The sequence below is a fragment of the Angustibacter peucedani genome, from assembly GCF_054779595.1.
Genome location: NZ_BAAGXY010000027.1, coordinates 1 through 18220, shown reverse-complemented (window position 1 = coordinate 18220; position 18220 = coordinate 1). Strand labels below are relative to the sequence as shown.

19 protein-coding genes are annotated in these 18220 nt (G+C 72.9%); 10 read left to right on the top strand and 9 right to left on the bottom strand.

Translation table 11 applies throughout. From position 1 onward, the window contains the following. Positions 1-54: 54 nt before the first annotated feature. The 4 genes from pstB to pstS all read right to left on the bottom strand — a co-directional run bounded on the left by pstB (position 55) and on the right by pstS (position 3968). Positions 55-831: a phosphate ABC transporter ATP-binding protein PstB gene (gene pstB / locus ACYVJ4_RS06410; RefSeq protein ID WP_460459282.1), complete on the bottom strand. Its 777-nt coding sequence runs from the start codon at positions 829-831 to the stop codon at positions 55-57. A gap of 10 nt (positions 832-841) precedes the next feature. Continuing rightward, positions 842-1756: a phosphate ABC transporter permease PstA gene (gene pstA, locus ACYVJ4_RS06405; RefSeq protein WP_460459281.1), complete on the bottom strand. Its 915-nt coding sequence runs from the start codon at positions 1754-1756 to the stop codon at positions 842-844. Beyond that, the gene (pstC, locus tag ACYVJ4_RS06400) at positions 1753-2751 is read right to left on the bottom strand and encodes a phosphate ABC transporter permease subunit PstC (RefSeq protein WP_460459280.1); all 999 of its coding nucleotides are present in this window, start codon (positions 2749-2751) and stop codon (positions 1753-1755) included. The genes pstA and pstC overlap by 4 nt, the downstream gene beginning before the upstream one ends. Positions 2752-2861: 110 nt before the next feature. After that, positions 2862-3968, bottom strand: coding sequence for a phosphate ABC transporter substrate-binding protein PstS (gene pstS, locus ACYVJ4_RS06395; protein WP_460459279.1), 1107 nt, complete (start codon positions 3966-3968; stop codon positions 2862-2864). Between the two features lie 262 nt (positions 3969-4230). Here pstS and ACYVJ4_RS06390 point away from each other — a divergent pair, with 262 nt between their 5' ends. From ACYVJ4_RS06390 to ACYVJ4_RS06375, 4 genes are read left to right on the top strand one after another with little or no spacing between them, the layout of a single operon-like run. Next, the gene (locus ACYVJ4_RS06390; protein ID WP_460459278.1) at positions 4231-5652 is read left to right on the top strand and encodes a hypothetical protein; all 1422 of its coding nucleotides are present in this window, start codon (positions 4231-4233) and stop codon (positions 5650-5652) included. Then, the gene (locus tag ACYVJ4_RS06385; RefSeq protein ID WP_460459277.1) at positions 5649-6398 is read left to right on the top strand and encodes a hypothetical protein; all 750 of its coding nucleotides are present in this window, start codon (positions 5649-5651) and stop codon (positions 6396-6398) included. Before ACYVJ4_RS06390 ends, ACYVJ4_RS06385 begins: the two co-directional genes overlap by 4 nt. Continuing rightward, entirely contained in the window at positions 6395-6865 is a 471-nt protein-coding gene (locus tag ACYVJ4_RS06380; protein ID WP_460459276.1) for a hypothetical protein, read from the top strand. Before ACYVJ4_RS06385 ends, ACYVJ4_RS06380 begins: the two co-directional genes overlap by 4 nt. Then, positions 6862-7563 carry a hypothetical protein gene (locus ACYVJ4_RS06375; protein ID WP_460459275.1) on the top strand — a complete coding sequence of 234 codons (702 nt, stop codon included), beginning with the start codon at positions 6862-6864 and terminating at the stop codon, positions 7561-7563. Before ACYVJ4_RS06380 ends, ACYVJ4_RS06375 begins: the two co-directional genes overlap by 4 nt. Here ACYVJ4_RS06375 and ACYVJ4_RS06370 read toward each other — a convergent pair. Genes ACYVJ4_RS06370 through mshD form a run of 3 tightly spaced genes read right to left on the bottom strand, consistent with a single transcriptional unit; the run spans position 7560 to position 11824 of the window. Further along, the gene (locus ACYVJ4_RS06370) at positions 7560-8546 is read right to left on the bottom strand and encodes an NUDIX hydrolase (protein WP_460459274.1); all 987 of its coding nucleotides are present in this window, start codon (positions 8544-8546) and stop codon (positions 7560-7562) included. The genes ACYVJ4_RS06375 and ACYVJ4_RS06370 overlap by 4 nt on opposite strands. After that, on the bottom strand, positions 8543-10792 hold the full coding sequence (locus tag ACYVJ4_RS06365) for an RNA degradosome polyphosphate kinase (RefSeq protein WP_460459273.1): 2250 nt from the start codon (positions 10790-10792) through the stop codon (positions 8543-8545). The genes ACYVJ4_RS06370 and ACYVJ4_RS06365 overlap by 4 nt, the downstream gene beginning before the upstream one ends. A 57-nt stretch (positions 10793-10849) precedes the next feature. Beyond that, a complete protein-coding gene (mshD, locus tag ACYVJ4_RS06360; protein ID WP_460459272.1) occupies positions 10850-11824 on the bottom strand; it encodes a mycothiol synthase in 975 nt (324 codons plus the stop codon). Positions 11825-11971: 147 nt separating this feature from the next. Here mshD and ACYVJ4_RS06355 point away from each other — a divergent pair, with 147 nt between their 5' ends. Continuing rightward, entirely contained in the window at positions 11972-13840 is a 1869-nt protein-coding gene (locus ACYVJ4_RS06355; RefSeq protein ID WP_460459271.1) for a bifunctional metallophosphatase/5'-nucleotidase, read from the top strand. A gap of 106 nt (positions 13841-13946) precedes the next feature. Here ACYVJ4_RS06355 and ACYVJ4_RS06350 read toward each other — a convergent pair whose 3' ends face one another. Further along, positions 13947-14672 (bottom strand): winged helix-turn-helix transcriptional regulator, encoded by a 726-nt coding sequence (locus tag ACYVJ4_RS06350; protein WP_460459270.1) that lies wholly within the window; start codon positions 14670-14672, stop codon positions 13947-13949. Positions 14673-14871: 199 nt separating this feature from the next. On the opposite strand from ACYVJ4_RS06350, the gene ACYVJ4_RS06345 reads away from it, so the two are divergent. Genes ACYVJ4_RS06345 through ACYVJ4_RS06335 form a run of 3 tightly spaced genes read left to right on the top strand, consistent with a single transcriptional unit; the run spans position 14872 to position 16527 of the window. After that, the gene (locus ACYVJ4_RS06345) at positions 14872-15120 is read left to right on the top strand and encodes a MoaD/ThiS family protein (RefSeq protein WP_460459269.1); all 249 of its coding nucleotides are present in this window, start codon (positions 14872-14874) and stop codon (positions 15118-15120) included. Between the two features lie 49 nt (positions 15121-15169). Beyond that, entirely contained in the window at positions 15170-15967 is a 798-nt protein-coding gene (locus tag ACYVJ4_RS06340) for a hypothetical protein (RefSeq protein ID WP_460459268.1), read from the top strand. Continuing rightward, positions 15964-16527 carry an arsenate reductase/protein-tyrosine-phosphatase family protein gene (locus ACYVJ4_RS06335; protein WP_460459267.1) on the top strand — a complete coding sequence of 188 codons (564 nt, stop codon included), beginning with the start codon at positions 15964-15966 and terminating at the stop codon, positions 16525-16527. Before ACYVJ4_RS06340 ends, ACYVJ4_RS06335 begins: the two co-directional genes overlap by 4 nt. Here the strand turns inward: ACYVJ4_RS06335 and ACYVJ4_RS06330 are convergent. Continuing rightward, positions 16521-16883 carry a DsrE family protein gene (locus tag ACYVJ4_RS06330; protein ID WP_460459266.1) on the bottom strand — a complete coding sequence of 121 codons (363 nt, stop codon included), beginning with the start codon at positions 16881-16883 and terminating at the stop codon, positions 16521-16523. The two genes, ACYVJ4_RS06335 and ACYVJ4_RS06330, sit on opposite strands and share 7 nt — an antisense overlap. A gap of 189 nt (positions 16884-17072) precedes the next feature. On the opposite strand from ACYVJ4_RS06330, the gene ACYVJ4_RS06325 reads away from it, so the two are divergent. Together ACYVJ4_RS06325 and ACYVJ4_RS06320 are read left to right on the top strand one after the other, a co-directional pair. Then, positions 17073-17564: a heme-binding beta-barrel domain-containing protein gene (locus tag ACYVJ4_RS06325; RefSeq protein ID WP_460459265.1), complete on the top strand. Its 492-nt coding sequence runs from the start codon at positions 17073-17075 to the stop codon at positions 17562-17564. A 45-nt stretch (positions 17565-17609) separates the two neighbouring features. After that, on the top strand, positions 17610-18220 hold a 611-nt coding region (locus tag ACYVJ4_RS06320; RefSeq protein ID WP_460459264.1), incomplete at its 3' end, for a YgfZ/GcvT domain-containing protein.

Genomic DNA, 18220 nt, shown 5'->3' with positions numbered 1-18220 from the left:
CGCCACTCGGCAGCGGTTCCGGCGGCGGAAAGCGGTTCGGGTGGCGCAAAGGGGTCAGCCGAAGCGGCCGGAGATGTAGTCCTCGGTGGCGCGCTCGACCGGGTTGCTGAAGATCTTGGCGGTGTCGCCGATCTCGATGAGCCGGCCCGGCTTGCCGGTCGCTGCCAGGTTGAAGAAGGCCGTGCGGTCCGAGACGCGCGCCGCCTGCTGCATGTTGTGGGTGACGATGACGATCGTGTAGGTCGACTTCAGCGTCGACACGAGGTCCTCGATGGCGAGCGTCGAGATCGGGTCGAGCGCCGAGCAGGGCTCGTCCATCAGCAGCACCTGCGGCTCCACCGCGATGGCCCGCGCGATGCAGAGCCGCTGCTGCTGACCACCGCTCAGCCCGGCGCCGGGCTTGTCGAGCCGGTCCTTGACCTCGTTCCACAGGTTGGCGCCGCGCAGCGACTTCTCGACGACCTCGCCGAGCCGCGCCTTGTTCTTCACGCCGTTGAGCTTGAGCCCCGACGCCACGTTGTCGAAGATCGACATCGTCGGGAACGGGTTCGGCCGCTGGAACACCATGCCCACGGTGCGCCGCACGCCGACCGGGTCGACCTCGCCGCCGTAGAGGTCGCGGTCGTCGAGCATGATCGAGCCCTCGACGCGCGCCCCCGGGATCACCTCGTGCATCCGGTTGAGGGTGCGCAGGAACGTCGACTTGCCGCAGCCCGAGGGCCCGATGAAGGCCGTCACCGAGCGGGGCTCGACGGTCATCGTGACGTCCTCGACCGCCTTGAACCCGCCGTAGTAGGCGTTGAGGTCCTTGATGTCGATGCGCTTGGCCATGAGGGGTTCCCTACTTCTTGACCGAGCCGAGGCGCGCGATGAACCGCCCGGCGAGGTTGAGGACGAGGACGAGGAGCACGAGGGTGAGGGCGGTGGCCCAGACCCGCTCGACGGCGGGCGCGAGGATCTCGGTGCGGTCCTGGTTGATCATGGTCGGCAGCGCCGCCATGAAGCCCGAGAACAGGTCGGTGTTGATCGACTTCGAGTACGGGCCGAGGATCAGCAGCGGCGCCGTCTCGCCCATGACGCGGGCCAGGCCGAGCAGGATGCCGGTCATGATGCCGCTGAAGGCGGTGGGCAGCACGACCTTGGCGATCGTGCGCCACTTCGGCACGCCGAGCGCGTACGACGCCTCGCGCAGTTCGTTCGGCACGAGCTTGAGCATCTCCTCGGTCGACCGGACGACGACCGGCACCATGAGCAGCACCAGGGCCAGCGACACCGCGAACGCGACGCGGTCGAAGCCCAGCGTCGTCACCCACAGCGCGTAGACGAACAGCGCGGCGACGATCGACGGGATGCCGGTGAGGATGTCGACCATGAAGCTGACGGCGCGGGCGAGCTTCCCGCGGCCGTACTCGACGAGGTAGACCGCGGTCATCACCGCGATCGGGACCGAGATGAGCGCGGTCACCAGGCCTTGCAGCAGCGTGCCGATGATCGCGTGGTACGCGCCGCCGCCGACGGTTCGGGCGGTGATGCCGCGCTGCGAGTTCAGCCACCAGCTCTGGTCGAGCAGCAGGTGGTACCCCTTGGACACCACCGTCCACAGGATCCACGCGAGCGGGACGACCGCCAGGGCGAAGGCCAGCGTCACCAGCACCGTCGCGGCACCGTTGCGGAGGGTGCGCCCGCGCGAGCGGTGCGACAGGTGGTCGACGACGACGTCGGACGCCGGAGCCGGGCTCGAGGTCAGGGTGCTCACTCGCTGAAGGCCTTCCTGCGCTCGATGATGATCCGGGCGATCGCGTTGACGACGAACGTCAGGACGAAGAGCACCAGGCCCGCGGCGATGAACGCGCCGGCCTTGGTGGGCGTGTCGAACTCCGCGGCGTTGTTGGCGATCCGGCTCGCGAAGGTCTCGCCGCCGTTGAACAGCGAGAACGACCACGGGGTGCCGTCGGCCAGCTTGCTGACGATGATCGTGACGGCGATCGTCTCGCCGAGCGCCCGGCCCAGGCCGAGCATGGACGCCGAGATGACGCCGGGCTTGCCGAAGGGCAGGACGGCGGTGCGGATCATCTCCCAGCGGGTGGCCCCGAGGGCGAGCGCGCCCTCCTTGTGGGTCGTGGGCGTCTGCGCGAAGACCTCGCGCGACAGCGCCGTGATGATCGGCAGCACCATGATGGCCAGCACGATCGAGGCGAGGAAGATGGTGCCAGCCGAGCTGATCGTGGTGTCGGGGTCGAGCAGCGGGATGAACCCGAACGCGCCGGACAGCCAGTCCTGCAGGCCCTTCACGTGCGGCCCGAGCACCTTGATGCCCCAGAGGCCGTAGACGATCGAGGGCACCGCGGCCAGCAGGTCGACCAGCGCGGCGAACGGCTTCGAGAGCCGCTTGGGCGCGTACTGCGTGAGGAACAGCGCGACGCCGATCGCGACCGGCACCGCGATGAGCATGGCCACCGCCGACGAGATGACCGTGACCCAGAGCAGGTCGAGGATGCCGAAGCGCAGCTGCGCGCCGTCCACCTCCCACACGCGCGCGGTGAGGAAGTTGACCTGGTCCTTGGCCAGCGCCGGGACGGCCTGGCTGACCAGGAAGGCGCCCACGAGGACGACGATCGCGATGACCAGCAGGCCCGCGCCGTGGGCGGCGCCGGAGAAGAGGCGGTCACCGAGCCGTCCGGTCGAGGCGCCGTCGCCCTGCGGCGGCGGGTCCTCGCCGAGCAGGTCGGCCGGCGGGGTGACGGCGGTCATCGGCAGGTCCTCGTGGGGTCGTGGGCGGGGAAGCGAGCCGCCCTTCCCATGACTGCCCCGGTCACGGGAAGGGCGACGTCGCCGGTGGTGCTCAGGTCGTCAGCCGACGATCAGCTGATCGCCTCGACCGCGGCGGCCACCTTGGTGCGCAGCGCGTCCGGCATGGGGCCGTACCCGATGTCCGGCAGCGTCTTCTGGAAGTCCTCGCTCGCGTAGTAGCTCAGGAAGGACTTGACGAGCTTGGTCTTGTCGGCGTCCAGGCCCTTGCTGCAGACCACGCTGTACGTGACGAGGATGACGGGGTAGGCGCCCGGCTCCTTGGTGGCGTAGTCCAGGTCGAGGGCCAGGTCGTTGCCCGTGCCCTTCTGCTTCGCGGCCTCGACGGCCTTGGAGACGGTGTCGGCGGTCAGCTCGACGGCGCCGCCGCCGTTGTCGACCTTCGCGATGCCGAGCTTGGCGTCACGCGCGTAGCTCCACTCGACGTACGTGATGCCACCCTCGGTGGAGCTCACGCCGTCCGTGACGCCGGCCGACTTCTCCTTGCCTTCGCCCTTGCCGGTCCACTTCTTGCCGGGCTCGGCGGTCCAGGCGTCGGGGGCGGCCTTGTTCATCCACTTGGTGAAGTTCTCGGTGGTGCCGGACTCGTCCGAGCGGAAGAACACCTTGATCGGGCTGGACGGCAGCGTGGCGTCGGGGTTGATCTGCTTCAGCGCCGCGTCGTCCCAGGTCGTGATCTTGCCGTTGAAGATGTTGGCGGCGACCTCGGGCGTGATGGTCAGGCTGTCGACGCCGGAGAGCTTGTAGGCGATGGCGATCGGGCCGGCGACCATGGGCAGGTCCCACGCGGGGTTGTCCTGGCAGCGCTTCTTGGCCTCGTCGGCCTCGATGATGCCGTCCTTCTCCTCGGTCTTCAGCGCCGAGTCGGAGCCGGCGAAGTCGACCTGACCGGCGTTGAACTGCTTGATGCCCGCGCCGGACCCGGTCGGGTTGTAGTTCACGGTCACGTCAGCGCACTGCTCGCCGTAGGAGGCGATCGCCTGGTCGATGGCGTTCTTCTGCGCCGAGGAGCCCTCGGCGTTCAGCGTGCCGGTCGGGCAGTCGCTGGAGGCGCTGGTGCTGGAGCCCCCCGCGGTGTTGTTGTCGGAGCCGCAGGCCGCGAGCGCGAGGGCCCCGACCAGGGCGACGCCGGCGAAGCGGCCGATCCGCTTGATCGTCACAGTGATGTCCGTCTTCCGTGCAGGTTCGTGGACGTCGCGGGTGCGGCGTCACCGGGGACGCTAGGGAGGCCGGGTGAAGGGCCGGATGGCCCGGGGTGAACGGCGGGTGAACGACCGCGGGCGAGTCGTCGTCCGGTGGTCGGACCCCGGCTGAGCAGCAGGTGAACGAGCGTCCCGGACGTCGGCGGGCGGGCCCGGGATGGGCCCGTGATGGGTCCACGGGCCCTGGGGCCGGGCGCGGGCCCGCTGCCAGGCTGCTGCCATGCGGATAATCAGGCGCCGGCTGCGCGGCGACCAGGGGCAGGGCACCCTGGAGTACGTCGGCGTGGCCGTGCTCATGGGCCTGGTGTTCGCGGTGATGGGCGGGTCCGCGCTCGGGCTGGACACCAAGATGGTGCAGGCCGTCAACACCGTCATCTGCAAGGTCACGAACGGCAGCTGCGCCGGCAACGGCCCGACCGACCTCGAGGCCAAGCTGCCCGACTGCGAGGTCTACAGCGAGGACTACGCGGTCAAGGGCGAGATCACGGTCTTCAGCGTCAACCTCGGCGCGAACGGCAAGCTCGCGCTGCGCGAGGTGATCGGCGCCGACGGCAAGAAGACCTACCTCGTCGACCAGCAGGTCGGCGCTGACGTCGGCGCGCACATCATGTTCGGCGAGGAGGGCAAGTTCGGCCTCGGCGAGGGGCTGGGCGCCCAGGTCAAGGCCGGGCTGACGGGCAAGGGCTCGCGCACCTTCGCGTTCGACAACGAGAAGGACGCCCGGGCGTTCATCGAGGCGAGCGCGGCCGAGGTGGGCAAGCAGGGCGTCAAGGCGTCGCTGCCGCCGGGCGTCGGCGACATCGCCAAGTGGGGCCTCGACAAGATCACCGGCACCGAGTACAAGGAGCCGAAGGAAGGTCCCAAGGAGTACTTCTTCGAGGGCGGCACCAAGATCAGCGGCAGCGCCAACGCCGAGGCCGGCATCGAGGCCGGCGTGGGGGCCGAGGGCGCCGAGCTGCTGGGCGTCAAGGTCACCAAGGGCGAGACCGCGGCCGACGGCAGCACCAAGCCCGACCGCTACACCGTCTACGTCAAGGGCAACTCCAAGCTGAACGGCGAGCTCGGCATCCTCGGCGTCGGTCCCACCGGCGAGCTCGAGGGCGAGAGCGTCATCGGGATCAGCTACGAGAACGGCCAGCCGGTCGAGATGAGCCTCGAGACCGCCGGCAAGGTCAAGAGCTCGCTGCTCGGCAAGGGCGACCTCGGCGACATCCCGCTGGGCAAGAACCTCCCGAAGGCGTCGGGCAGCCTGGGGGTCGACGTGGCCGGCACCGAGCAGGGCAAGGTCGCGCTCACCCTCGACCTGACCAACTCCGACAACAAGCGCGCGGTGGCCGACGTCCTGAACAGCGTGGGCATCCCGGTCATGACGGCCGACGGCACGCCCGGCTACCAGGACCCCGCGACTGCCACCCAGGCGCTGGTCGACCGGTTCAAGAACGCCGGTCCCGCGGGGGGTGCGTCCATCACGGCGCAGAAGTACGAGGGGTCCGACGGCAAGTTCCAGGTCGGCTTCTTCGGCGGCGACCTGCTGACCTTCGGGGCCGGCGGCGAGGTCTCGACGTCCAACCAGTCGGCCGTGACGAGCCTCTACTATGACCCGGCCAAGGGGATGGTCCCCTGGAGGAGGTGCGGCGGATGACCTTCGGCCGGTCCGGCCTGGTCTGCGGAGCAGTGGTGCTGATGGCGGTGGCAGGGTGCTCGGGCTCGTCGGACGACGGGGCCGACGGCTCGCCGTCCGCCGGCGCGTCCGCGACGGGGACGGCGGCGGGGTCCGCCGCGCAGAGCACGTCGCAGACCGTGCCCATCAGCGGCGGCACGCACGTCACCGACGGCGCTGCGCAGTTCGACCTGCCCGCGGGCGTGGCCTTCGTCGAGGCGCCCCCGACCGTGCAGGACGACGCCGGCCAGCGCACCTGGCGCTACGCCCCCGACCCGAGCAGCGCGCTCTGCGTCGTCACGCTCGTCCAGCAGCCCGACTACACCCAGCCGTTCCCCGACAACGAGCGCCAGCTGCTCAAGACGCGCGTCGAGCAGATGGAGGGCGGCAAGGTGCTCGTCGACGACCAAGGACCCGGCCCCGACGGGACGGCGTCGGGCTGGCTCACGCACCACACGACGCCGGCCAGCGCGGGGGTGGGCCGCACGCAGGGGGTGCAGGTCTGGTCGCGCAGCTTCCTCACGCAGGGCAAGGGCCTGGTGCAGCTGTCGGCAGCTGCCCGCGAGGACCAGGCGCAGACCTGCCAGGTCGAGGCCGTCGTCCGGTCGTTGGGGTTCACCGGGTCGGAGGTGACCGCGGCGACGCCGTTGCCGTCGACGCCGGGGTCGACGCCGTCGACCAGCCCCACGGGCTCTGCCACCCCGTCCAGCTCGGCGGGCCAGGCGTGAGCGTGCGGCTGGACGGCGAGGGCTGGCGCGACGACTTGGCGCTGCACGCGGAGCCGGGCGAGTACGTTCGGCCGCTGGCGATCGGCGCGCTCGCGCAGCTCGTGGTGGGCCTGGTGGCGGCAGTGGTCGTCGGGTTCCTCGGCTACGCGCTGGTGTCCGGCTACGCCGAGGGCGACGTGCCCGCCGGGCGCACGGTCGCGGTCGGCGTGCTCGGCGTCGTCTCGGTCGTCGTCGCCGTGCTGGCGGGCGGGCTGGTCACCGGCACCCGGCTGCGCGCGGCCGGACGTCCGGCGCGGCACGCGCGCGCCGTGGCCGCGGTGTGGTCCGGAGGGCTTGCGCTCGTCGTCACGGTGCTGCTCGGCGCGGTCGGCGGCAGCAGCCTCGGGCAGTGGTTCGAGGGCGTGCTGGGCGTCGTGCTCGGCGTCGGCCTGGTGCTCGCCCGCAGCCCGCTGCACGACGAGCGGTGACGCTCGGAACGCAGCCGTCGCCCCGCCGGGCGGTCGGCATCGCGGTGGCGATCGGCGTCGTCGTCGCGCTCGTCCTCGTCGCGGCCGTCGGCGTCGGGTTCTGGTACGCGTTGCGGGGCAACGGTCCGGACGACGACGAGGTCGTGCAGGTCGACGCGACCCTCGCGCTCGAGCCGGTCGCCGACGGCACCCAGGTGCACCTGGTGCTGCGGCCCACCGGCGAGGTGAAGGCGCCGGTGCGCGTCGCGGCGGGGGCGGTCGACGAGCCCTACACGATCGACGCGCCGCCGTTCGACGGGCCCGACCTGCCCGGTCCCGCCGGCACCGGCAAGGACCTCGAGTGGACGCAGGCGCAGTCCGGCGGGCAGCCGCTCGGCACGGCGGACGTCGGCTTCCAGCCGTTGCGGCGCAACGGGTCCACCTACGACCTTACCGCCCTCGTCCCCACGGTCGACGGCCGGCGCGTCGTGGTCGTGCAGGGACTCGGGCAGTACCTCGACGTCCGCACGCTCACGGTCACGGCACCCTCCGGTGCGGTCACCAGCTGCCTCATCACCTACAGCGAGAGCCCGCGCCGCGCGCACCGCGTGACGCCGTGCACGCCCTCGACGTCGATGAGACCCGAGCTGCCGCAAGGGATCGAGCGCATCGTGCCGCAGGGGGAGCAGCAGGTGCGGTTCGAGCTCGCCGCGCCCTAGACCCCGTGGCGCTCGACGGCCACGACGCTCGCGCCGTCGCCGACACCCGCGACGTGCGCGACGAGCACCTCGCCCTTCACCAGGCCCGGGCCGGCCGACTCGCGCAGCGCGGCCGCCACGTCGGGGTGCGGCGCGTGCTCGGCCAGGTGGCCGAGCACCGCGGGCAGCAGGGGCCGGTGGGTGCACACGGCGGCGGGCTCTCCGCGCGAAAGCACCTTGCCCAGCGTCGCGACTGCCCGAGCGGGGTCGTCGGCGAAGCCCTCCTCGCTGAGCGAGTGGCGACCGATCAACCGCACGCCAGCGGCGCGCGCGAACGGCGCCACCGTGGCCGCGCACCGCTCGGCGTCGGACGTCACCACCCGGGTCACGCCGTAGGCCGAGAGCACCGGCACCAGGTCGGCCGCGCGGGCGTGCCCGGCGTCGTCGAGCGGGCGCCGGGCGTCGTCGTCCTTCCAGCGCCGCCGTCCGACCGAGCTGGCGTGCCGGACGACGAGCAGCGGCCAGGTGTCGAGCCGGCTCTCGCGCGCCGCGGCCCGCAAGGCCTTGAGCTGCAACCGGTCTCGGCGGTAGTCCAGCCGTGAGCGCGCCTCCGCGAACGTGGTCCACACGACCTCGTCCACCTCGTCGGCCAGCTCGCCGCCGTCGGCCAGCACGTGCGCCGCCCAGTAGTGCACGACCTTCGGGCGGGTCGACCCGTTGCCGCCGACCTCGTACGTCGCGTGCGGGAGCGGGATGCCCAGCCGCACGTGCAGCCCCGTCTCCTCCAGCACCTCGCGGACGGCGGCCGCGGCCCACGACTCACCGGGGTCGAGCTTGCCCTTGGGCCACGACCAGTCGTCGTACTTGGGGCGGTGCACCAGCGCGACCTGCAGCTCGGGGCTGCCGTCCGACCCGGGGCGCTCGCGCCACAGCAGCGCGCCGGCCGCGCGGACGACGCCCTCGTCGCGCACCGGCTCGGCCACCAGCGGCGCGACCGACGTCACCGGCGCCGGGCCTTGCGTCGCTGCTTGCCGAGCCGCTCGGCCACGGCCTGCTGCAGGTCCAGCAGGGGAGCGCCGTCGGCGTCGACGTGGTGACGGGTCCAGGTGCCGTCGGCCGCGAGGTGGAACGACGAGGTGCCGTCGTCCATCGCGGTGTCGAGCAGCTGGCGCAGCTCGCTGACGTGCGCGGGGTCCTCGAGCCGCACCAGCGCCTCGACGCGGCGGTCGAGGTTGCGGTGCATCATGTCGGCGCTGCCGATCCAGCAGGTGCGCCCGTCCTCGCGCTCGTCGCTGCCGAACAGGAACACCCGCGAGTGCTCGAGGAACCGGCCGAGCACCGAGCGCACCCGGATGTTCTCCGACAGCCCCGGCACGCCCGGACGGATGGCGCAGATGCCGCGCACCACGACGTCGACCTTCACGCCGGCCTGCGAGGCGCGGTACAGCGCGTCGATCACGGCCTCGTCGACGATCGAGTTGAGCTTCAGCGCGATGCCGGCCGGACGCCCCGCCTCGGCGTGCGCCTGCTCGGCCTGGATCTGCTCGACCAGCCCGCCCCGCAACGACCGCGGCGCCACGAGCAGCCGCTTGAAGCGCGTGCGCGGCGCGTAGCCCGACAGCTGGTTGAACAGCCGTGTGAGGTCCTCGCCCACCTTCTCGTCGGTGGTCAGCAGGCCGAGGTCCTCGTAGAGGCGCGCCGTCTTGGGGTTGTAGTTGCCGGTGCCGATGTGGCAGTAGCGGCGCAGGCCGTCGGCCTCCTGCCGGACGACGAGCGCGAGCTTCGCGTGCGTCTTGAGCCCGACGATGCCGTAGACGACGTGGACGCCGGCCTGCTCCAGCTTGCGGGCCCAGCTGATGTTGGCCTGCTCGTCGAAGCGCGCCTTGATCTCGACGATCGCCAGCACCTGCTTGCCGGCCTCCGCCGCGTCGATGAGCGCGTCGACGATCGGGGAGTCACCGCTGGTGCGGTAGAGCGTCTGCTTGATGGCGAGGACGCGCGGGTCGGCCGCGGCCTGCTCGAGGAACGCCTGCACCGACGTCGAGAACGCGTCGTACGGGTGGTGCAGCAGGACGTCGCGCACCCGCATGGCGGCCAGGATGTCGCCGGGCTTGCTGGTCTCGACGCCCTCGGTGAGGTCGCGGTGCGTGGCGGCCACGAACGGCGGGAAGCGCAGCTCGCTGCGGGCCAGGTCGGCCACCAGGTTGAGGCCGCGCAGGTCGAGCGGCGCCGGGAGCCGGTAGACCTCGCCGTGCGAGACGCCGAGCTCGCGCACCAGCAGGTCGAGCACGTGGTCGTCGGTGTCGGCGGCCACCTCGAGGCGCACCGGCGGGCCGAACCGGCGGCGCATGAGCTCCTTCTCGAGCGCCTGCAGGAGGTTCTCGGCGTCGTCCTCCTCGACCTCGAGGTCCTCGTTGCGCGTGACCCGGAAGCTGTGGTGCTGCAGCACCTCCATGCCCGGGAACAGCTGGTCGAGGTGCGCCGCGATGATGTCCTCGAGCGGCACGAAGCGGGACTTGTAGGGGTCGGCCAGCGAGGGGTCGACGCCGGTGGCGGTGCCGTCGACGTCCTCGACCGCGACGAACCGCGGCAGCAGCGGCGGCACCTTGACCCGCGCGAAGTGCTCCTTCTCGGTCTTGGTGTTGCGCACGATCACCGCGAGGTTCAGCGAGAGCCCGGAGATGTAGGGGAACGGGTGCGCGGGGTCGACCGCCAGCGGCGTCAGCACCGGGAACACCTGCGCGCGGAACATCTCGTGCAGGCGTTCCTGCTCGTCGCCGCTCAGCTCGTCCCAGCGCACGACGGTGATGCCCTCGGCGGCCAGCTGCGGCCGGACGTCGTCGTGGAACACGCGCGCGTGCCGGGTCATGAGGTCCTGCGCGAGGGCGCTGATCTGCTCGAGCACCTCGCGCGGCTCGAGCCCGGCGGCCGAGCGGACGGCGATGCCGGTGGCGATGCGACGCTTGAGCCCGGCGACGCGCACCATGAAGAACTCGTCGAGGTTGCTCGCGAAGATCGCCAGGAAGCGGACCCGCTCGAGCAGCGGCACCGAGGTGTCCTCGGCCATCTCGAGCACCCGCTCGTTGAACTGCAGCCAGCTCGTCTCGCGGTCCAGGAACCGCTCGGGGTCGAGGTCCTGCAGCACCGGCGCCTCGGCGGCGGGCGCGCCACCAGCGGGCTCGTCGGTCGCGGCGACGGCGGTCTGGTCGGTGGCGGCGTCGTCCGCTGCGGGCTCGGTCACCAGGCTCATGCTCTCGATGCTGCCACCCGCAGGTGAACGAGGGGTAGCGGACGTCCCACCCGTCGGTCAGCGGTCGGCGCCGCCGACGGGCCGGGAGAACTGCACGTCGACGTCCCAGCGGCTGAACCCCAGGCGCTGGTAGGTGTGCACGGCGGCGGTGTTGTCGGCGTCGACGTACAGCATCGCCTGGGTCAGCCCGGCGGCCCGCAGGTACCGCAGCCCGGCGACGGTGAGCTGGCGGCCGAGGCCCTTGCCCTGGTGGGCGGGGGCGACGCCGACGACGTAGACCTCGCCGATCGGGTCGTGGTCGTGGTCGGTGGCGCCGTGGACCTTGGTCCAGTGGAAGCCGGCCAGGTCGCCGTCTGGGCCGTCGAGCACCAGGAAGCCCTCGGCGTCGAACCAGTCCTCGGCGACCCGGTGCTGCAGGTCGTCGAGCGTCCAGCTGCCCTGCTCGGGGTGGTCGGCGAAGGCGGCGGCGTTGACGGCGAGCCAGGCCTCGTCGTCGACGCCGGGCCTGAAGGTGCGCAGCGAGTAGCCGGTGGGCAGCTCGACCGCCGGGAGCGCGGCCCGCAGCGAGCGCCGCATCTGCCACAGCTCGCGCACCGACAGGTAGCCGAGCGAGGTGGCGAGCGCCCGCGCGGGGGACTGCTGGCCGTGCGCCCACAGGCGCAGCCGGCCGTCGGGGGACAGCTGCTCGAGGTGCTCGACCATCAGCCGCCCGACGCCCTGGCCGCGCAGCTCGGGGTGCACGACGACCTCGACGCTCGAGCCCTCGACCGCGTCGGTGGGGTCGAGGTGCGCGTACCCGGCCAGGCGCTCCTCGCCGTCGCCGTCATCCTCGCCCCCGACCCGGCGGGCGAAGACCAGCAGGTGCCGGTCGGGGCCGGGCCGGCCGGACGGCAGGTGCAGCATCACGTGCTCGCTGAGCGGGTGCAGGCCGTCGGTCTCGGTGGCCGCCGCGACCAGCGCGTTCACCGCGGCAAGATCGTCCGCGGGCAGCTGCTCGAGCACCTCCACGCGGGCGTCGATGTCGGGCGGCACGTCGGCGAGCCTAGCCGCCGCCGGGCGGTCGCCCGCCGGTCGCCGTCCGTTCGCGTTTCGTGACGTCGAAGGTCTGTCGGACGACGCCTCCGACGGTTAGCGTGCGGGGCTGACCCACCGGTCCTCATCGAACCCTCAGGGAGCTCCATGTCCACGCGTCGCTCGAAGCGGCTCGCGAGCGTGCTGGCCGTCACCTCGGCCGCAGCGCTCGCCGCCACGATGTCGTCCACCGGATCGGCCACCGCGGCCCCCGGCAACCCGCGGCCCCGCGAGCTGCAGATCCAGCTGCTCTCGTTCAACGACTTCCACGGCAACCTGGAGGCGCCGGGCGGTTCGAGCGGCACGCTCACCACCAGCTACACCGAGGTGCAGGACCCGGTCACCTCGGTGTTCTCGGCCAAGGGCACGACGGTGCCGGCAGGTGGCGTCGAGTACCTCGCCACGCACCTGAAGCAGGCGCGCGCGGGCCACACCAACTCGGTGACCGTGGCGGCCGGCGACATCATCGGCGCGTCGCCGCTGCTGTCGGCCGCGTTCCATGACGAGCCCACGGTCGAGGCGATGAACTCGCTGGGCCTGGACGTGACGTCGGTGGGCAACCACGAGTTCGACGAGGGGTACAAGGAGCTGCAGCGCATCGCCGACGGCGGCTGCATCGACGACGGCGCGGGCGCGAACAACCAGAACTCCTGCGCCGCCCACGCGTTCAAGGGTGCTGACTACCCGATCCTGGCCGCGAACGTGCGGTACAAGAACACGACCAAGACGATCCTGCCGCCTTACTGGATCAAGACCTTCGCCGGCGGCGCCAAGATCGGCTTCATCGGCATGACGCTCAAGGACACCCCGAGCATCGTCACCAAGTCCGGCATCGAGGGCCTGGTCTTCGAGGACGAGGCCACGACGGCCAACAAGCTCGTGCCGGTGCTGCGGGCGCAGGGCGTCAAGGCGATCGTCGTCCTGATCCACCAGGGCGGTACGCCGGCCACGACGACGTACAAGGCCGCGCACGGCACGTACAACGTCGCCCCGCCGTTCGACGCCACCTGCTCGACCGCGACGCGCAACGGCGTCAAGGGTGCGCAGCTCAAGGACGACAGCCCGATCCTCGACATCACGCGCCACCTCGACCCGCAGATCGACATGGTGATCTCGGGCCACACGCACCAGCCGTACATCTGCTCGCAGCGCGACAGCAACGGCCAGCAGCGCCTGATCACCAGCGCCTCGTCGTTCGGCCGGCTCTTCACCGAGACCGACCTGGCGTACGACCTGCGCGCCGGTGACATCCGCCGCGCGTCGGTGAGCGGCACGAACGTGGTCGTGTCCCGCGACGTCACCAAGGACGCCGCGCAGACGTCGATCATCAACACCTACAACACGCTGGTGCAGCCCATCGCCAACAAGGTGATCGGCCAGGTCGCGGGCGGCGCCACGCTGCCCAAGACCGGTGCGGACGTCGAGACCTCCCTCGGCCGCCTCATCGCCGACGCGCAGAAGGACGACGCGACCACGGTGACCGGCGGGGTGGCGCCCCAGATCGCCTTCATGAACCCGGGCGGCATCCGCGCCGACCTGGTGCCCCAGCCGAACGGCGACGTCACCTTCGGCGCCGCGTTCACGGTGCAGCCGTTCAACAACTACGTGGTGTCCGAGACGCTCACGGGTCAGCAGATCTACGACACGCTCGAGCAGCAGTGGTCCGGCCCCAACGCTTCGGCCAACAAGATCCTGCAGGTGAGCGAGGGCTTCACGTACTCGTGGAGCGCCTCGGCCCCGGCCGGCTCCAAGGTCGTGCCGGGCTCGGTCGCGCTGGACGGCACGCCGATCAGCAAGACGGCGACCTACCGGGTGGCGGTCAACTCCTTCCTCTCGGACGGCGGCGACAACTTCCCGGGCCTGGTCGGCACGAACAAGTACTTCGGCGGGCTCGACATCGACGCCCTCGCGACGTACCTGACGGCCCACTCGCCGTACACGCCGATCGACGCCGACCGGATCACCCAGGTCCCCTGACCTCCCGGTGAGCCACCCGTCCTGACCGGACGGCGACGGCCCGGCCCCCCTCGTGGGAGCCGGGCCGTCGCACGTCCGCGGCCTGGGTGAGGGAAGGGCCAGCGGGTCAGGGGAGGGCGGGTGCCGGGACGTCGGAGCCGGCCTGGTGATCGCGCCCGGGCGGCACGAAGCGGTAGCCGACGTTGCGCACCGTGCCGATCTGCTGCTCGAACTCCGGACCGAGCTTGGCCCGCAGCCGCCGCACGTGGACGTCGACCGTCCGGGTGCCGCCGTAGTAGTCGTAGCCCCAGACCTCCTGCAGCAGCTGGGCCCGCGTGAAGACGCGCCCCGGGTGCTGCGCGAGGTGCTTGAGCAGCTCGAACTCCTTGTACGTCAGGTCGAGCGCCCGGCCGCGCACGCGCGCCGAGTAGGTCGTCTCGTCGATCACCACGTCGCCGGCGCGGATCTCGGGGGCCAGGTCGTCCTCGCCGTCCGTCGCCATGAGCGAGCGGCCGATCGCCAGCCGCAGCCGGGCCTCGACCTCGGCCGGTCCGGCGGTCGCCAGCAGGACGTCGTCCGCGCCCCACTCCGCGGTGACGGCGGCGAGCCCGCCCTCGGTGACCACGAGCAGCACCGGGGCCGAGACGCCGGTGGTGCGCATGAGCCGGCACAGCGAGCGGGACGGCGCGAGGTCGCGCCGGCCGTCGACCAGCACCACGTCGGTGGGCGGGGTCTCGACCAGGGCGCTCGCCTCCGCGGGCAGCACGCGCACCTGGTGGGCCAGCAGCCCGAGCGCGGGCAGGACCTCGGCGCTGGGCGACAGGTCGTTCGTCAGCAGCAGCAGTCTCGCCATGGCGGGCCCTCCTTCCGGCGTGGGGCGGGCCGGGCGGCGCAGGCGGTGCAGTCGTGCCGTCGTCCGCGCGCTCGCGACCCATCGGGGTCGGGCGTCGGCGGCCGACTGCAGGCAGGATAGGGCATGGCGTCCCGAGGGGCGGCCCGTCGTCCCGGCGGGTGAGACACGAGCGAGCACGACGACGGACGGAGACGGACCGGTGGCCGAGGTGACGGTGCGGTACTGGGCCGGGGCCCGCGAGGCGGCCGGCGTCGACGACGAGCCGGTCGCGGCGGCGTCCGTGCGCGAGGTCGTCGACCAGCTCACCGCGCGCGGTGCCCCGCTCGACGCCGTCGTGCGCCGCAGCTCGCTGCTCGTCGACGGCCGAGTGGTCCGCGACGACGCCCTGGACGCCGCGCTGGACGACGGGCAGACCGTCGAGGTGCTGCCGCCCTTCGCCGGCGGGTGACGCCGCGCGCGGCCGGACGGCGTCCCCCGACCTGGCAGGATGAGCGCCCATGAGCGCCGACGAGCAGCAGGGGGTGGACGTCGTCCCCGCCCTGCCGTCCGCGCCCGTCGGCGCCGTGCGGCTGTGGACCGCCGGGCTGACCACCGTGGTCGCCGCGCTCGTCTGCCTCGGCGCGTTCGCCGGTGACGTGATGGCGCTCGCAGCCGTCGTCGTCCTCGCGCTGCTGCTCGCCGGCGGCTGGTCGCGCCTGCTCGACCTGCCCTCGCCGCGGGGCACCACGGCGGTCCTCGCGCTGAGCGGCGCGGCGTCCGCGGTCGCCGTGGCCCGCGCCGACGCCGAGCCCCGGCTGGAGTGGCTGGCCCTGGCGCTCGCCGGCGGCGTGGTCACCGAGTTCGTCCACCAGCTGCTGCGCCGCGACGGCCGCCCGCGCCTGGTCGAGTCGGTGTCGGGCACGGTGGCCGGCGTCGTCGTCCTGGGGTCGGCGGCCTCGGTGCTGGCCCTGCCCGACAGCCCCTCGACCGCCACCGGCGTCGTCACGTGGGCCGCGCCCGTCGTGGCCGGCTCGCTCGTGCAGCTCGCCCCGCTGCCCCGGCGGTTCACCCTGCCGCTCGGCGTGCTGGTGGGGCTTCTCGTCGGCGGCCTGCTCGGCGGCCTGTTCGACGACGGCACGGTCGTGGCCGGCCTGCTGTGCGGCGGCGTCGCCACCGCGGTGGCCCTGATGGTGCACCGGCTGCTCGAGCCGCTGCCCGCCGCCGGCCGCGCGCCCGGCTGGCTGGCCCTCGCCGTCGCGCCGCTGGCGACGTCGGCCATGGCCGGTTACGTCGCCCTGCGCCTCACGCTCGGATGAGCGGAGGAGGGGTGCTGCTCGTCTGCACCGGCAACGTGTGCCGCTCCCCGTTGGCTGCTCAGCTGCTGCGCCACGAGCTGGACGGGCGAGGCGTGGGGCCCGACCGCGTGCAGGTGTCGTCCGCCGGCGTGGCGGCTCTCGTCGGCGAGCCCATGACCCCGCAGGCGGTGGAGCAGGCCCGCTCGCTCGGCCTGCAGCCGCAGGACCACCGAGGACGCCAGCTCACCGACGCGATGATCGCCGAGGCCGACCTCGTCCTGACGGCCGAACGGCGGCACCGCTCCTGGGTGGTCGACCGCGACCCCCAGGCGGTCCACAAGACCTTCCTGCTGCTCGAGCTCGCACACCTGCTCGCAGAGACCACCGAGACGGGCTGGACGCCCCCGCTCGGGCTGGACGGGCTGGCGGCGCGCGCCGTCCGGCGGCGCAGCGGGGTGGCGCCGCTCGACCGGGACGAGGTGCCCGACCCCTACGGCCGGTCCCGCCGTCACTACCGCCGCACCACCCAGGCGCTCGCGCCCGCGGTGCGGGCCCTCGCTGCGGCGGTCGCGGCTCAGTAGACGAGGGCCTGGGCGCCGTCGGCGAGCGCCTCCTCGACGAAGACCGCCGCGCCCGCCACCCGCACGCCCGGCACGACGTCGTCCGGCCCGATCTCGCGCCGGGCCGCGCACTGCGTGCACAAGGTCACCCGCCCGGCAGCGAGCACGGCGTCGAGCAGGTCCGGCAGCGGCGCCGAGTGCGGCAGCTCGAACTGCGCCGCCCGCCCGGGCAGCGCGAACCAGCTGGCCTCGCCGGTCAGCCACAGGCTGACGGCGACCCCGGACGCCGCCGCGGTGGCGGCCACGGTGAAGGCCTGGGCGCACCGCTCGGGCGCGTCGGAGCCGGCCGTGACCTTGACCACGAGGGAGCGCGCCATGGCGCTCACGGTAACCGCCGCGCGGGCGGCCCCCGCCCGGGCCGCCGGTAGCATCGGGCTCGTGAGCGGACTCGAGATCTTCTACACCAGCCTGCTGGTCGCCAGCGCCCTCGTCATCACCTGGTTCGCCGGCTTCGTCGTCTACCGCCTCTACCGCGGGCAGCGCTGAGCGGGCGGACGGACACCGCGATGGAGATCTCTCCCGACCTGCCCACCCCGCTGGTCCCCCTGGCCTGGCTGATCGGCCGCTGGGAGGGCGCCGGCGTCGTCGGCTACCCGACGATGGACTCGGTGAACTTCGGCCAGGAGGTCGAGTTCCGCCACGACGGCCGCCCGTTCCTGCACTACTCCAGCCAGGCCTGGCTGCTGGACGACGCCGGGGCCAAGGTGCGCCCGCTGGCCAGCGAGACCGGGTTCTGGCGCCCGCAGGAGGGCGGCGACCTCGAGGTGCTGCTCACGCACCCCACGGGCTACGTCGAGATCTACGTCGGCCAGGCCGACGGCCCGCGCATCCAGCTGCAGACCGACCTGGTCGCCCGCACGCCGAGCGCCAAGGAGTACACGGCGGCCAGCCGCATGTACGGCCTGGTCGACGGCGACCTGATGTGGGTCATGGACATGGCGGCCGTGGGGCAGCCGATGCAGTCGCACGCCTCCGCGCAGCTCAAGCGCGTCTCCTGAGCGGGGTCGCGGAATGCCCGACCGCCCGCGGACGCTGACCCCGGCATGAGCGTCGACACCGTGGCCAGCCCGCTGCTCGCGCGTCCCGGCGCCGTCGCGGCCGAGGGCCCCGACGCCGGCGTCGCCTGGCACTACGGCGACCCCACCCGCGAGGCCCGGCTGCTCGAGGAGGGGCTGGCGGTGGTCGACCTCTCGCACCGCGCGGTCGTCACCGTCACCGGCCCCGACCGGCTCAGCTGGCTGCACTCGATCACGACCCAGGCGCTGACCGGTCTGGCGCCGCGCACGTCCACCGAGGCGCTGGTGCTCAGCCCCAAGGGCCACGTCGAGCACGCGCTGCACGTCGTCGACGACGGCGAGACCACCTGGATCACCGCCGAGCCGGGCACGGGCGACGCCCTCACCGGCTGGCTGCGCTCGATGCAGTTCATGCTGCGCGTCGAGACCACCGACCGCACCGCGGACGTCGCGGTGCTGGGCGAGCCGGTCGGGCGCGAGGGCGCGGACGGCGAGCCCGTCGTCTGGCGCGACCCCTGGCCGACCGTGGCGCCGGGCAGCGTGTCGTACGCGGCCGTCGAGGACGCCGACCACCCGGCCGCCGGTCGCGCGTGGCGCGAGCTGCTGGTGCCGCGCGGCGAGCTCGAGGCCGCCGTCGC